This is a genomic window from Qipengyuania sp. S6317L1, from assembly GCF_023015615.1.
GTDB lineage: Bacteria > Pseudomonadota > Alphaproteobacteria > Sphingomonadales > Sphingomonadaceae > Erythrobacter.
Window position 1 is genome coordinate 1,019,082 of sequence record NZ_JALKAJ010000002.1, and the last position, 15,642, is coordinate 1,034,723.

The following is a 15,642-nucleotide window of genomic DNA, read 5'->3' on the forward strand; positions in this document are numbered from 1 at the left end:
GGAGGCAATGACATGACCGCCATTACAACAACTTCAAAAGCCACCTCGCGCGTCCTTCTCATCGGGGCTTCAGTGCTTGCCCTTAGCGTGCCGGCAAGTGCCAATGATGTCCTTTTCAGCACTTCGGCAACGCAGGTCCAGGCCGGACAACGCACCACGCAAACCACGGGGCTGTTGCAGATCAGGCTGGCATCCGGTGCGACCGTTTCGATCACGCAGGGCACACAATACACGCTCAACCAGAACGGCTCGATTGACCTTCACAAAGGCTCGATCACGGTGACGGGCGCGGGCCGGTCCGCGACCGAGGTCCGGATGCCTGGCGGCACCATTGCAAGGGTCGAAAGCGCCGATTCGGCGGCCAGCTTCTCTGTGGCCGAGGACGGTAGCGCCTCGGGCCATACGCTGACCGGAAGTGTAAAGGTGGGCCGTGAGAACGGGCGCGCCAAGACATACAAGGCGGGCGATATGTGGGGTGCAAAAGCGGGTCAGGGGCCCAGGCGCACCATCGCCAACGCTCCGCAACGCCAGCCAGGTGCAACGACCGAACCGGTTGAGGTCGCCACCATCAGCGGCGATGCAGGCCCGGTGAACGCGGCGCTTAACGGTATTCCGGTCACGCTCGGCGATGGGCTTGCAGCCGCTGGCGCGTCATCGGACATTATCGATGCAGGCCGCCGGGTCGAAGCCGCGGTCGCGAACCCTTCCATCGACCGGTTCCCGAGCGGCGATCTTGCATTGCTGGTCGCAGCGGCAGCCGATCTTGAAAGAGCATATGGCGGCGCGCCCTTCAACGCAGCGCAAGCCGACATCATCCGTTCCTATCTGCGCTTTCTGGCGAGCGGCGCATCGGGCGCAGACTTCCTCTCCGCATACAGCGCCTTCACGCTCGGCTATCTGGAGCTTCTTCGCGCAGGCGGGGTGCCCGGCGGCTTTAGCAGCGGCGTTGCAACAGCGGCGGATATCGACGCCTATCTCGCTTTCCTCAATCGCACCGGTGCACTGACCGATCTTGGCGCGCAGGACCGCGCGCTGGTCGATGCCTATCTCGCGTTTATCGCAAGCGGGCAGGACCGCGATCTGTTCGCTGCATCCTTCACCGATCTGACTGCCGCCTATTTTGCATTCCTGCGCGCTGGCGGCGTACCTTCGGAGTTCACCGGCGCAAGCGACGAAGCGCTCGCGGCGTCCATCGCCTTTCTTCAGCAAAGCGGCCTTCTGGTTCAGCTGAGCGCCGCCGATCAGGCCCTGATCGCAGCGTTTCTCGACAATGGCGGGATTGCCTTTGCCGCGCAGTTCCAGACCGCGCTTGCCGACTATTTCGCCTATCTCGCAAGCGGCCAGAGCCCGAGCGACTACGCAGCTCTCGATCAGGCGACAGTGCGCGCCTATCTCGAAGTGCTTTCGAACACCGGGCTGCTTGCCAACCTTGATGGTGTTCAGGCGCAATTTTTCGCCGACTACCTCGCATTCTTGCGCGCAGGGGGCGATGTCGATGCCTTCGCCGGGCTTCCGGCCAATGTGTTCGCAGGCTATCAAACCGAGCTTGCCGCCTATTTCGCCTTCCTCGAAAATGGCGGTATTCCATCGGCTTACACGCCGTTGTCGCAAGAGGTGATCGCACAATATATCGCCGCGCTCCAGCAAGCGGGGGCAACCCAATTGTTCCTCGGCGATCTGGCTGATTTTTACGAAGCCTATTTCGCCTTCCTGAGCGATGGCGGCAATCCCGACAATTTCGCAGGGCTTCCTGTGCCACCTGATTTCCCCGCGTTCGCAGCCGCGCTCAACGCCTATGCCGCGTTCCTGTCTGCAAATGGCCTGCCCTCGGATTTCACCGAGACCGACCTTGCGGCCTTGCGCGAATTTTTCAGCGCGGTGGAGCAATCTGGACAGGTCGATGACCTGCTTGGCGAAAATGCCGCGCTGCTCTCGGCGTATTTTGCATTCCTCGCCTCTGGCGGTGCGCCCGACGGATTTACAGGGCTGCCTGTCTATCTCGAGTATGTCGCGGCTCTGAATGCCTATTTCGCCTTCCTTGAAGCGGGCAATCTGCCCAGCGAATATACCGAGCTCGATCAGGCAACGATCCAGGCCTATCTCGCCGCACTGACCGCAGCGCAAGGGGGGCTTGCCGGGTTTGGCGATCTCAATGATTTCTTCATCGAGTATTTCAACTTCCTGCTCGCAGGAAACGATCCCGACCTGTTCGATGGTCTGCCCGGAATGGGCGGCGGTAATGGCGGGGGTGATCCGGGCTCAGGCAACAATCCGACGCTCGTTTATACCGGCGGGTTCACCCCGCAAGGCACCGGGATCATTGGCGCAGGCTCATGGGCCGATGAAGGCAGGGATCCGATCGACGATGCCTATGTCAGGGATATCCGCCTGCTTGGCCCTGGACCTTACGATGCTATTCTCGATGAAAATGGCGGGCTGGAGCAATATGTCTTTGCAAGTCAGAATTTCATCTATGCTGATCGCGGGACGGCGCAAACGGTTGACATCAGTGGCAATGAAGACCTTCTGATCGGTCGCTGGACCAACGGCACCTATCAACGCTCAAACGGCAGGGGCGAGCTGTTCGGTTACGACCTGACCGCTAATCAGGGGTTCCATTACCTCTTGGCGAACGGTTTTACCGGCCCGGCGGATTATCCGACCGGACGGGTCGAATACGAATTGCTGGCAGCCACGTCGCCAACCTTGATCGACGGATCACAGGCACCTGGCACCTTTGCCGCCGATGCCGCGATTATCTTCGGAACGAGCCCCGCTTTCGCAATCGAAGGGTCAATTGCTTTTGCCGACTTCACCTATAATTTTGCGACTGACGGCGGAGTAGCAGGAGAGGGCCGGCCAATCTTCCTGCCGAGCGATGGCAATGGCAATTTGGGATATTTCAACGTCTCAGCGCCCGGATCGCGCGGCTCAGGCTTCTCGGGCCAGATCGTGTTTCAGGTCCAGGTTCCCGATGCACAAGCCTCGCAATTCGGCACGCAATACACCGCGAGCGATTTCAACCTGAGCAATTCCGCTGATGCGGTAAACATTCTTGGCGCTGCGATTTTCGGCGCGGTTGATGGCGATAGTGGCAATGGGGGCACCGGTGGTGGCGCGGGCGGCAACCCGATTATCACAACGCGCTCCGACGTCTTCAGCACCATCTTCTATAACGCCGCGGACAATGCACGCGGGCTGGGCACAGCGACGGTATCTGACGGCAGGCTCGCCGGATTTACCACCGGAGCAGGCCCCGTAGAGCCAGTTACCGCTGAAATCGTCGAGGGTGGCTCTAACGATGACCTGGCGTGGGGCCGTTGGACCAATGGAACCGTGACCGTCACCAATTTCCTGAGTTTCTCAGGGGCGAATAACAGCTCGGCACACGTTTTCTCAGGCTCCAGCCCAATCAATCTGCCGACGACAGGTGTTGTCGAATACGAACTGATCGGTTCGACGAGCCCGACTGATAATCAGGGCAGCGCACCGGGCACAATCACAGGCGACATGGTCGTGAGCTTTGCTGGGCCCCGACATATCGGTCTTGAACTCGATATGACTGTTGGCGGCAAAACATGGTCAACTGCTACAACAGGCGGGGTCGCTGATCCGACGCAGAGCGAGATCACACTGCCTTTCGTGCAGAATCCCTTCGAACTGGCGGCTCCCAATTTCACCAGCAGCGCCAATGCTTGCACTTCCAGCTGCACCGCGACTTTGTCGGGACGACTTTTTGGCGACGGTGCTGCTAGCTCTGCGACCGCGTTTCTCGTCAACGACATCAGCGGCGCGGTGAACACGCTTGCACAAGGGATCGCCGTTTTCGGCGCCACAGGCACCCGAGACACAGGCGGCGGAACCGGCGGCGGCACAGGTGGCGGCACTGGCGGCGGCACAGGCTTCACCGGCGCGCGCGATAGTCAGGTGTATTATGCCTTCCTCGACGGGTCGCTCAACACTGGCTTTGGTGGGTCGGTCGACTTCGTTGATGGCCAGATCACCGGTATGTCATCGCTCGTCGGGACCGTTTCCAGCAACGACACAACCATTGTCGAAGCCACCGATCTTGGCGAAGTCGCGTGGGCACGGTGGACCAATGGCACGGTTCAAACCACTGGCCTTCTTGGAAATCTCGATTTCCCCGTGGGCGCCAATGGCGGTTATCATGTGATGACCGGCGAAGTGACCACGAGCCTTCCGGGCGGCACAGTCGCCTACGAATTGATCGGCGGGACCTCAGCGACCGACAACGCGGGCTCTGCGCCCGGCACTCTCACCGGTGATCTTGCCATCGCTTTTGGCGCAGGCAACCTTGTCGGCTACGACCTTACCATGGCCGTGGGCGGACGCAGCTGGTCTATATCGACCAACGGCGGTGCAGCCGATCCGGCGAGCAGCGACATCAACCTTGTGGTGAGCAGTGCAGGCTTCACCTTTGGCGGCTCTTTTGCCAACTCAATTGGTACCGTCACCTCGACCGGAGACACTTGCTCGATCAGTTGTTTCGTCAACGTAAGCGGGACACTCTATGGTGATGATGCTGCCTATGCCGCTCTGGCGATGAATGTGACAGACAGCGGTCTCAGCCGTGTTGTCGCAGCTTCGGGCCTTGCGATCTTCGCCCAGGAAGGGGCTGCAAGCCCGACCAGCGTGCAGGCGCCTTCGAGCGCGGCGACCGACTGGAGCCGTTGGGATGTCGCCGCCTCTGGCAAAAGCGATGCGCCAGCCTCGATCGCACCTGCAACGATGCCGACGCTTGAGGCGGTGACCGCACGGCAAGTCACCGACAGGGCAGGCGCGATTGCTGGGGCCGAAGCGATGATGGGCGGCATGATCAGCTGGGGCGGCGTCCAGCAGTAAAACCGGTGAGCAAGGGGCGCGCAGGTCGCACACCTAACAGCCTTTGTCATCCTCGTGACAAGGACTGTGTGTGGTCCGCGCGCCCCTCGCTTGCGACAAGCTTTCCACGCGACAATTCGTAAGGGGAAGTGCAATGAAACGACTGACTGCAAAACTGGCATCCATCGCCGTTATCGCCGCTCTGGCATCACATGCGCCGGCGCAGGCCAAGGACGATGTCGAACTCGTCACCTGTGAGGAAAGCCTCGGGACAATCGCAATTGTCGATGGCGATACGCAAGGCTGGGCCGAATTTGACCTGGGCTCACCGCGCCCGATCATCAATTCGCTCGCCGTTGATTCGGGCTGTTTCACACCACATTCTCCCGCAAGCGGCGAGCCAGCCGACTTTCTGATGAATGTGATCGCAGGGTCGAGCGAAGAGGTCGATCAATCCATCGAAATCGCCAAGACCGCGGCTGTCGAAGGTCTGGTGCGTTCGGGCGCTGCGACTTCGGTGATGAGCCGCGTTCCGGGCGCGGGCGCTGTCATGGGCATGTTCAACATGTTCGGCGGCAAGAAGAAGCGCGTTGCTGCTGGCATCAAGCTGCTCTCGCCTGCGACTGGCATGGCGGTCGTCACCGGATCTGGCACCGTCAAGCGTAGCTCGCTGAGCTTTCGCGGATCATCGCCGTGGAGCGCGATTGGCGATCAGGCCGGGTACAGCGACAGCCGACAGGGTAAACAACTTGTCGAGGCTTTCGTGATCGCCTTTAACCAGGTGGTGGCACAAGATGCCGCCATCCGCGCAACACCGCGCGCAGCCGCTGCAACACCTGCCAGCGATGTTGCGACAGTTAACGTCGCCACTTCCATGCTCGCCATGCCGATGGACAGCGCCGATGCGCTGCGCGGTCTTGAGCCTGGCACGACGTTGAACCCGACCGGCAAGCGCGAAGGCCTTTTCGTAGAGGTCGAAGACAACTTCGGTACCAAGGGCTGGGTCTCGGTCGAAGCACTTAACTGATTGCTTTTGGGGGGCGACCCGAGGAGGCGGGCGTCAGCCGGGCCAGATAGAGTGCCCGTGTGACGCCCGTCTTTTTTCACAAATGCAATCATAGGCTTGCAGGGAAGGCGAGAGGATGGCAATTCTTCATACAGGCGAGGCAAGCCAAGGCTTGGAAAGGCCTGACGGGGGTATGGCAAGAAACGCTCTGAGAATTCTTTATGTCGAAGATGATCCACGCACGGCTGCTGCGGTAAGCGAGCTTGCCTCATCGAGCGGCGACACGCTGGTGTGGGAACAGAACGGCAGCGCGGCTCTCTTGCGCGCGGGGATGGAGGCGTTCGATATCATCATCCTTGACCGGATGCTGGGCGATATCGACGGGCTCACCATTACGCGACGACTTCGCGAAAGCGGAATTGGCACGCCGATCCTCATGCTGTCCGCTCTTGGCCGCAGCGCCGACCGCGCCGAAGGGCTCGATGCGGGCGCAGATGATTACATGGCCAAACCCTATGAACCCGATGAATTGATGGCCCGCCTTCGCGCGCTTCACCGCCGCAACGCAGGTCAGGAACATCAGGCGGTCATCATCTACGGCGCGTTTGAATGTCATTTGAAAGCGCGCACCGCCTTTCGCGACAACAAACACCTGTCGCTAAGCCCCAAGGAATTCGAGCTGTTCCGCTATTTCATGGAGAATGCGGGCGAAACGGTAACGCGCGACATGCTGCTGCGCGATGTGTGGAACATCGACTTTGACCCTCAAACCAATGTGGTCGACGTCAATATCGGCCGCCTTCGCAGAAAGCTTGAAGAAGGGTTCAAAAGCCCCGCGCTCGAGACGATCTGGGGCTCTGGCTACCGTATTCTCGAAGGCGTTTGAGCGTGGAGGCACGCCGCTCCATTTTCTCCCGGCTCGTGGCGGGCGCGATCGGGCTCTCCATCGTGCTGGTCATTGCGCTGTGGTTTGTGACGCATCAAACGGTGCTCACCACGCTTGAGGATGGCGCGGCGAAAGAGGTCGATGTCGATATTGCCGGTCTTGTCGATATTTATGCAACCAGCGGCCTTGATGAGCTGTCCGAACGCATCGATGACCGCATTGCGCTGACCCCGTCGGAAGGCAACACGCCGCATTACCTGCTCGCCAATGATGATGGTGACCCGATTGCGGGCGATATCGCGCAGTGGCCACAGCTTGACCCGATGGTGTCAGAGACAGGCTTTGTGCCCATCGGTGCCAAATCGGAAGGGTTTGCAAGAGCCGTGCAATTGGGGCCGGACCTGCGCCTGCTGGTCGCGCGCCGGACCGATAACAACCGCGAGATCCTGAGCAATATCGCGCTCGCCTTTGCCGTTGGGGGCAGCCTGTTCGTGCTGCTGGTGGCATTGCTTGGCCGTCTGGCCGCGCTGGGCCTGCAACGGCGTATCGGACAGATCAACCTCGCCTTTCGCGATCCGGCCAAGGCGAACGATCTTGCGCAAGGGTCGAGCGGCGATGAAATCGACGAGCTTACCGGCCATTCGGCAAGGGCAATCACACGCCAGCGCGGTTTGAGCGAAGCGTATAAGGAAACCTCCGAACAACTCGCCCACGAGATGCGCACGCCTTTATCGCACCTCGACAACCGGCTTTTGAAAGCGCTCGAAGAATCGCCCAAACCCAATGTGGCGCAGCGGCTGGTCGAAGCGCGAAGCGAGATCAAGCGCCTTGTCCAGACGCTCGAATCGCTGCTCGATATTGCGTCGAGCAAAAGCCGCCGGGGTGACCGCGCAGGGCTCGCGCCTGTCGATATGAGCGCGATGGTGAACAGCCTTTGCGAACTTTACGCAGGCAGCGCAGAGGAAACAGGGCACACATTCACATGGGAGGTGGAGCCGCGGGTGATGATCGAAGGCGAAGAGCGCCAGCTTAGCCGGCTTATCACCAATCTGCTCGACAACGCACTTAAATATGTGCCCGAAGGCGGCACGGTTTCGGTAACGCTGGATGAAGGCCCCGAACTGGTCATCGCAGACAATGGCCCGGGCGTCGCGCCAGCCGACCGGACACGCATTTTTGACCGTTTCTACCGTGGCCGCTCGAACAGCGACGCCACCGGATCCGATGTGCATGGCAGCGGCCTGGGCCTCGCGCTCGCCAAGGCCATCGCAGAACGTCACGGATTGACGCTCGCCCTTGATGACACAAAGATTGGCGCAAGCTTTCGACTGAAAAAGTGAGAAATGAGATGAACAAGTCCAAATCACGGTCGGGTTTTTACAAGGTTTCTGGAGGGCTTGGAGCTAGTCTTCGCCCCATGGCAGAGAAAAAGGCATCCGTTACAGCCATTTGCGCTGGCGCATTGTTGGCAGGGCTCGGCTGTGCGCCTGTCGCGACATCGAGCGAAGCTTCCGCACAAACTGCATCGTTGCAACGCGGCCCTGCTCCCGAATCGCAATGGCGCGCCGCACGGCTGGCGCAAAACCTCGCCGATGCGGAAATCGCACATGAAGCGGGCGAGAGCGCCAAACTCGCGCAGCTCGTAAATGCCTTGAAGATGAGCGGGCTGACCCCGCACGATCAGAACAGCGCCGATCATGTGAGCCAATGGAGCCTTGCATCCGGCGGCGAAGCGATCCCGTTTCGCGGTCGACTTCTTGGCCCTGCCTATGTGCGCGGCGAATTGGCACCCGGCGAAGTCTGGAAAAGCGCGCAGACTTTCAAATCGGGCGAGCCAAGCACCCTTGCCGTCTCGCACAAGGGCTCTGGCCCGGTCAGCTTGAGCGTCTCCGATCAAAGCGCGCGCCGCGTATGCGCGGAACCCGGCCAAAAGGCTCCCGCCTGCCGCTTTACCCCCCTTTATACCCAGCGATATCGAATCGAACTCACCAACAAGGGGCCTGGACGTGCGGTTTATTTTCTCGTCTTTGATTAGGATGTTTGGCGCGGGCGCATTGCTCGCCTTCTCTGCCCCCGCAGCAGCCCAGTATTTCGACATTTACGGCGAGGCGAACCGCACTTTGCCCGCCGCCCAAACCGCCTATGATGCGATGGATGCAGGCGCGGATGATGGCGCGGATGATGATGAACGCGCGCAGCGTACATCCGACCTCATCATGGGCCTCATCGGCAAGGCGAAATACAAGGAAGCCTACGAGCTTTACCTTGAGAGCGCCGATCTGGACCTTCACCCCGATGCACGCATGGGCGCAGTGGGCCACGGGCTCGTCGCTTTCACCAAGGACGAGGCGCTGATCGCGGAATACATCGCCCAGCTGGAGGCCAAGGTCGAAAGTGCGTCCTGCGCCCCGTGCTATGCCCGCACATTTGCCGCCCACCATCTGGCGCGGTATTATTTCATCCAGAACGAAGACCTCCCGCGATCGCTTGAGTGGCACAAGAAGGCGCTCGACCTCGCGCTTGAAGATCTTGCCGCCGATGATCCTGCGCGGGTCAATTTCGCCTATCAGTACGCCGCCTACCTGCGCAATCAGGACCTCACAGCGAGCGCCAGGGCGGTGCGCTATACAGAAGAACTCGCGTTCGAGCTTTTGCCGCGCGATGATCACCTTGGCTGGCTCTATGTCTTCCTTGCCAATGCGCTGGTCGCACTGGACAGTGGCAGGACCGCCGAGGCTGCCGATCTCTTCGGACGTATCGCGGATATCGGTGTTGCAGAATGGGGCCCCACCGACCCGCAACTGCTTGGCATTTTCCAGAACACCGCCATTCTCAATTCGCGCCTTGGCCGCACCCGGCAGGCGGTCGAAGTTGCCCTTCGCGCAGAAGGCAATCAGGCCTATTCCGACAAGAGCGAGCACGCCTATCATCAGGCGCTTATCGCCCGGCTTTTGTTCGAGGATGCACGGCCAGAGGAAGCCGTGGCCTACTTCCGCGAAGCGATGGCGCTTTGGGACGGGACTCCCGATGAAGACATTTACCTGACCCATGCGCGAATCAGTTTTGCCAACACGCTCTCGCTGTTAGGCCAAAAAGACGAGAGCTATAATGAAGAGGCAAAAGCGCTTCTCAAAATGGCCCTGCCCACATTCGAGGCGCTTGACCTCACCAGTCCCCAGCGCCGCGAATACCAGACGCTGGCCTCGCTCATCTATGCAAGGGTGGGGGAGCTAGAACGCGCCGCCGATACGCTCGCGCCTGTGCTGGATGTCAACGAGCAGGTGCTTCTCGATGTGTATGCCCAGGATCAGGAACGCCGCGCGGTCGCCTCCGACGGGACCGAGCTGTTCCGCGATGCGGCCCTGATCTCGCTCTTGAGCGGTGACGATGAACGCGCATGGCGCAGCGCCCAGCTTGCCGTCATCAGCGACCTTGCGATGAGCGCAGCCGCGCTCACCTATCCCGGCGATCCCGAAGGGTTCAGCGCCGCACTCGACGATGTGCGACTTGCACGCGCAGCGCAGGACGAGGCGCGCGTTGCGCTCGCCAATGGCGAGGGGAGCGCGAGTGCCCTGGCGCAAGCGAGCGCCGCGCGCGCGGCGGCAGAGACGGCCCTTGGCGAACGCTATCCCGATTTTGCCGACTATTTGCGGCCCCGTCCCCTTTCGATTGCAGGGGCGAATGCGCTCTTGAACGCAGAAGAAGCATATATCCTCCCCATCGTCTATTCCGACCGCGTGGTGACCATGGCGATTACCGCAGACGGATTTGCCTGGGGCCAATCGCAAACCGGCCCGTTCGAGGCGCGCGAGCTCATTTCCAAAGTGCGCTCATCGCTCGATGCCAGCCTTGGCGCAGACGACCAGTTCGACGCAGCCGCAGCGCACCGGCTCTTTTCGCTGATCTTCACCGATGAAATTGCCGCTGCGACCAGCGGTAAAGCCAAGCTGATCTTTCCGGCAGGCGGCGCCTTGGCGGTCATCCCGCCTTCCATCCTTGTCACCAAAGACCAGGAAGGCGAGCCGGCCGAATTCCTGATTGAACGCCACGCCATCGCGATCACGCCGGGTCTGGGCGGGCGGCAAAGAGCACGCGCAGCTGCGCCCAAGAGCTTTGCCGGCATCGGCGCGCCCAGCCTCGCGAAAGCGCCGGCCAACCGTTTCGCCCTTCGCGGAACGGTGGTCGATGTTGAAAGCATCAGCGCGCTCCCCTCGCTTCCCGGCGCAAACGAAGAGTTGATTGCTCTCAAGTCCGCTTTTGACGAGGACCGCGAGGGACTTGGCACGCTTGTTCTGACCGGCGATGCCGCCACCGAAGAGGCCGTGCGCGCTGCGCCTCTGGCCGATTTTCAGGTTCTCGCCTTTGCCACCCATGGCCTTGTCAGCGGCCAGATTGCCGGGCTCAGTGAGCCGGCGCTCGTGCTGACGCCCGATGCAGCCAACGCCTCACCGCAAAACGACGGCCTGCTGACCGCGAGCGAGATCGGGCGGCTGCGTCTGGCGGCGGACTGGGTGGTCTTGTCGGCCTGCAACACCGCCGCTGGCGAGGGGCAGGCCTCACCCACCTATTCAGGGCTGGCCCGCGCTTTTCAGCTCGCGGGCGCCCGCTCGCTTCTCCTGTCGCATTGGCCCGTGCGCGACGACATCGCCACAAGGCTGAGCGTTGCGACGGTCAAGGCATCGGGCACAGGCGTCGAGCGCAGCGAAGCCTTAAGGCGCGCACAGCTCAGCCTGATGAACGATAGCGCCGACAAAGCCACCCGTTCGCCCGCGCTATGGGCGCCGTTCGTGATCATAGAATGATGGCTGATCGCCCCGTAAAATAATGGCGCACCCGAGAGGATTCGAACCTCTGGCCTCTGCCTTCGGAGGGCAGCGCTCTATCCAGCTGAGCTACGGGTGCTTAACGCGAATGCGGCGGTGCGCATCGTCGCTCTTTCGAGCGAGGCCCTTCGCCGTTAGCAAGGGTCTTGCCCGCTTGCCAGCCATAATTGTGCAATACCGCTCCAAAGTGGGCGTAGGAAAAATGTATGACCTGATCCTCTCACGCGGGGAAAGCTTAACCAATCGGCAAGAGGCGTGGGGGTATCTCAATGCCCATGCCAGCACTTCCATTCCATCATCATCGCCCCGCCCTCCAGACCCGCACAATCGAGGGCGCGAACGCGGCGCTCGTACAGCGGTGGGGTGCGCTTCAGCGCAGGGCCGATGAAATCGCCGCGCTTGCCGATCTCGCACCTGAGTTCAGCGCCAGTGAAAAGGATGCCGCGCGCATCGCCATGGGCGACGCATTCAGCCACGCTGGTGAACGCGCTGCACAGATTGCGACTCGCGGGATCGAGGACATGGAACTGCTTACCGAAACGGGGCTCAAGGCGCTTGTACAGGTACAGGCCCGTGGCAAACCGGTACAGGCGCCTGCGCTTGCGTTATGGCGCGAGCTTTATCACGCGCGCGAGGCCGTTCTCTCGGTTCTGGAACCTGTTCCTGCATGATGCGATGACGCTTGACCGCGTTCGCATTTTGTTCCACCCTTAAGCACATGAACGGCAGCCAAGACGTGATTCACCAACCCCTTCCTGTCCCGCAATCTGCGGCTCAAGATACACCTGTACAGACGTGCGCTGCCAAAGACGTGGCGCGCGGGATCAAGCGGTTGTTTGCGCGAAATGATATCTGGTGCGTCGAGGAAATGGCCTTGCCCAACAATCGGCGGGCGGACCTTATGGGAATTGATGCGCGCGGACAGATTATTGCGGTCGAGATCAAGGTCTCGCGAGCGGATCTTCTGGGTGACAGCAAATGGCCCGATTATCTCGACTTTTGCGACCGGTTCTTCTGGGGCGTGCCGCCGGGCCTTGATCGCTCTCCGCTCGAAAGCGAGGGCTTCATGCCGGATCGCTGCGGCGTGATCGTGGCTGATGGGTATGACGCGGAAATCTTGCGTCAGGCGCCGCTCGAACCACTGGCAGCTGCGCGTCGCAAGGCGCAGGTCGAAAAGCTTGCGCGCACTGCCATGCGTCGCAACACCGCCTTGATCGATCCCAATTGCGCCGATCTGGACAGCGCCGGATAATCGACAAATGCCAAGCGGCTTTGCGCAGCTTATAATCTGCGCCATAACCGCCCGCGATGGTTCCCGGTAGCACCCCTTTCTGGCTCGCGTTTCTGATCGTGGGCATGGCGATGAGCGTGATGGTCGCGATACGCTATCTTCTGGCGAGCGGAGGCTTTGCCTGGATCACTGCAAAGCTGCGCCCGGGCCTTTATGCCAATCAACGCGCGCAAATTGCGATGGAAATGCGCTATTCGGCAGTGGCGGCGGTGATTTACGGGGTTCCTGCGGGCGCTGTTTTCTGGCTGTGGCGGCACCACGGTTATTCGCTGATCTACACCGATTGGAACGCCTTTGCGCTCTGGTATCTGCCTGTATCGGTGGTGATTTATCTGTTTGCGCAGGACACGTGGTTTTACTGGACCCACCGCGCGATGCATCATTGGCCGCGCCTGTTCAAGCTCGCGCATAAGGTCCACCACGACAGCAAACCGCCCACCGCATGGACCGCGATGAGCTTTCATCCGGTCGAAAGCATCAGCGGGGCCATCGTCATTCCGGTGCTGGTGTTCCTTGTGCCCATTCATCTGGCGATGCTTGGGGTGGTGCTTACGGTGGCAACCCTCATGGGGGTCATCAATCATTTGGGCTGGGAGATTTTCCCGCGACGGTTTGTTCATTCTGCGTTTGGGGCAGGCGTGATAACCGCCAGCCATCACGAGAAGCATCACGAGGATTACCGATGCAATTACGGGCTCTATTTCCGTTTCTGGGACAGGCTTTGCGGAACCGATCGCGGTCTGTCGCGCCGCTTTGCCAAAACCACAGCCAGCGCGCCGGACGAAGCCGGCCTCGAACAGGTGGCCCCATGATCCGCGCAGGCTGGCTTGCTCTGGGTGGAGCGCTCCTCGCAGCCGGCGCGCCTGCCGCCGCGGAAAGTGTGACCATCACGGTCACCGATCTTCGCAACACCAACGGCGTTGTGATGGCGTGCATGACCACCAAGCAAAGCGTCTTTCCCAAGTGTCGCCGTGATCCGAAATCCCACCGCACGGTCGTGAAAGCAGCAAACACCATCACCATCCGTTTCGATAATGTCGCGCCGGGCGACTATGCGATTGCATTGCTCCATGACGAAAACGAGGACGGCAAAGCCAACCGGGTCCTCGGCATGGCGCCCAAGGAAGGGTATGGCTTTTCGCGCGATGCACCGGTGCGCATGGCTCCGCCCGAGTGGGATGATGCCGTGTTCACGATGGGCAACGCGCCCAAAAAGCTCACCATCAAGATGCGCTACTTCCTCTAGGCAATCGCCATTTCTGGCGCTTTCCGGCAGCCGGTAACAAAAGTTGAAGTTTGTCGGGGCGCTTAACGGGATGTTTACCACGTAAGGCCAGAACCCTTCCCAAGCACGTAGTAGTTTTGGGAACGATGGGCCTAACCATGGATACATTGCGCGGACTTTTTGACAGCGGCCAAGCGGCCGATGACACGCCCGATTGGGACGTGAACGATGAGCCGCGCGAGCAGGAAGCTCGCGACCTGCCGCCTGAATCGATCGGCCAGGATGAACGCCGGATGCAGGTGCGCGCCTACAATCACTGGGCGGGCCTGCTTGGCGAAAACAACTTTCCTTCGATTGAGGATCTCGCACCGGAAAACCTCGACGATTTCGGCCCCAATTCGGTTCTGCTCGATTTCTCGCGCGGGATCGAAGACCCTTCCGTACAATTCCTGGGCGAAAAGCTTGCCGCGGAATGTGACGGGAAAGGTGCGAAGATTGAAAAGCTTTCCGATGTTCCGCCACGTTCACTGCTGAGCCGGATCACCGACCATTACATGCAGATCCTCGCCAATCAGGCCCCCATCGGGTTTGAGGCAGAGTTCGTAAACGAGCGCGGCGCATCGGTGCTTTACCGCGGCATCCTGCTTCCGTTTTCGAGCAATGATGAAACCATCGACTTCATCTACGGCGTCATCAATTGGAAAGAGATGGCCGACGCTGCGACTGCGGATGAGCTTCTGCTTGCGATCGATCAGGCGATTGACGACAAGCTCGCGTCTGCTGACAGCGATGAAGAAGAAGACCAGCCGCACAAACACAACACCGGCCCCGTCACCGATTGGGCCGATTCGCCCCTTCACGACGATGAGATTGAAAGCGAACCGGCAACGCCCGAATTCGCCACAGACAATGCGCCAATGTGGGACGACGAGCCGGAGGACAATGTGGCCTCGTTTGGCGACGCGCTGACCCCTTCGGCGTCGGGCGATGAACTGCCTACACCTGATTTCGGACCCGACTTCAGCGTCTACGAACTCGATGAACCCGAAGTCGACGAATTCGGCGAGGAAATCGAGGAAGGCGAAGACAACTCGCCGAGCTACAGCTTTGCCTCGCTTGCCGACTATATCGAGGCGCCGACCAAAAAAGCCGTCGACCTTGATGCGGATCGCTTTGATCCAGAAGACTACAAGGTCGAAGATCCGCAGCAGGTGGAAGAAAGCGCGCCGGAACCCGACCCCGCGCCAGCCGCCATTTCGCCGGCTCCCCCCGCGCCCGAACTGGTGCTTGAGAGTGACGAAGACGAGGCGCCAACGCCGATCGCCTTTGACCCTGATGCAACGCTGCACGATTGCCTCGCGTCTGCGCGTGAGCTGGCTCAGAACGCAGCCGTTACCGAAGATCGCAGCCGCCAGGCGCTTTATGCAGCCGTGGGCCGCGCTTACGATGTGTCACTCGCTGCCAAGGACGAGCCCGAAGCATTTGAGGAACTGATCGCTGACAGCGGTCTGACCGTGCAGGAACGCGCGCCGATGACGCCGGTTGTGAAACTGGTTTTTGGCCATGATT

The 15,642-nt window shown here is 60.6% G+C and carries 10 protein-coding genes, 1 tRNA gene and 1 pseudogene; 11 read left to right on the forward strand and 1 reads right to left on the reverse strand.

Annotation, left to right across the window (positions count from 1 at the left end; all coding sequences use genetic code 11):
• Positions 1–12 precede the first annotated feature (12 nt).
• The 6 genes from MWU38_RS06275 (at position 13) to MWU38_RS06300 (ending at position 11,536) form a co-directional block, all read left to right on the forward strand.
• Positions 13–4,863, forward strand: coding sequence for a hypothetical protein (locus tag MWU38_RS06275; protein WP_247270954.1), 4,851 nt, complete (start codon positions 13–15; stop codon positions 4,861–4,863).
• Between the two features lie 133 nt (positions 4,864–4,996).
• Positions 4,997–5,869 carry an SH3 domain-containing protein gene (locus MWU38_RS06280; RefSeq protein WP_247270955.1) on the forward strand — a complete coding sequence of 291 codons (873 nt, stop codon included), beginning with the start codon at positions 4,997–4,999 and terminating at the stop codon, positions 5,867–5,869.
• A 172-nt stretch (positions 5,870–6,041) separates the two neighbouring features.
• Positions 6,042–6,734 carry a response regulator transcription factor gene (locus MWU38_RS06285; protein WP_247270956.1) on the forward strand — a complete coding sequence of 231 codons (693 nt, stop codon included), beginning with the start codon at positions 6,042–6,044 and terminating at the stop codon, positions 6,732–6,734.
• A 2-nt stretch (positions 6,735–6,736) separates the two neighbouring features.
• On the forward strand, positions 6,737–8,074 hold the full coding sequence (locus MWU38_RS06290) for a HAMP domain-containing sensor histidine kinase (RefSeq protein ID WP_247270957.1): 1,338 nt from the start codon (positions 6,737–6,739) through the stop codon (positions 8,072–8,074).
• 8 nt (positions 8,075–8,082) lie between these two features.
• Positions 8,083–8,769, forward strand: coding sequence for a hypothetical protein (locus tag MWU38_RS06295; RefSeq protein WP_247270958.1), 687 nt, complete (start codon positions 8,083–8,085; stop codon positions 8,767–8,769).
• 1 nt (position 8,770) lies between these two features.
• Positions 8,771–11,536, forward strand: coding sequence for a CHAT domain-containing protein (locus tag MWU38_RS06300; RefSeq protein ID WP_247270959.1), 2,766 nt, complete (start codon positions 8,771–8,773; stop codon positions 11,534–11,536).
• Between the two features lie 23 nt (positions 11,537–11,559).
• Here MWU38_RS06300 and MWU38_RS06305 read toward each other — a convergent pair.
• Positions 11,560–11,636, reverse strand: a tRNA-Arg gene (locus MWU38_RS06305).
• Positions 11,637–11,826: 190 nt separating this feature from the next.
• Here MWU38_RS06305 and MWU38_RS06310 point away from each other — a divergent pair.
• The 5 genes and pseudogenes from MWU38_RS06310 to MWU38_RS06330 form a co-directional block, all read left to right on the forward strand.
• Entirely contained in the window at positions 11,827–12,228 is a 402-nt protein-coding gene (locus tag MWU38_RS06310) for a hypothetical protein (RefSeq protein WP_247270960.1), read from the forward strand.
• Positions 12,229–12,275: 47 nt separating this feature from the next.
• Positions 12,276–12,809 carry an MmcB family DNA repair protein gene (locus tag MWU38_RS06315; protein WP_247270961.1) on the forward strand — a complete coding sequence of 178 codons (534 nt, stop codon included), beginning with the start codon at positions 12,276–12,278 and terminating at the stop codon, positions 12,807–12,809.
• 56 nt (positions 12,810–12,865) lie between these two features.
• Complete coding sequence (locus MWU38_RS06320) at positions 12,866–13,660, forward strand: sterol desaturase family protein (RefSeq protein ID WP_247270962.1); 795 nt, start codon at positions 12,866–12,868, stop codon at positions 13,658–13,660.
• On the forward strand, positions 13,657–14,094 hold the full coding sequence (locus MWU38_RS06325) for a DUF2141 domain-containing protein (RefSeq protein ID WP_247270963.1): 438 nt from the start codon (positions 13,657–13,659) through the stop codon (positions 14,092–14,094). The genes MWU38_RS06320 and MWU38_RS06325 overlap by 4 nt, the downstream gene beginning before the upstream one ends.
• A 137-nt stretch (positions 14,095–14,231) precedes the next feature.
• Positions 14,232–14,786 (forward strand): annotated as a pseudogene (locus tag MWU38_RS06330) (hypothetical protein); the annotation flags it as partial.
• Positions 14,787–15,642 lie beyond the last annotated feature (856 nt).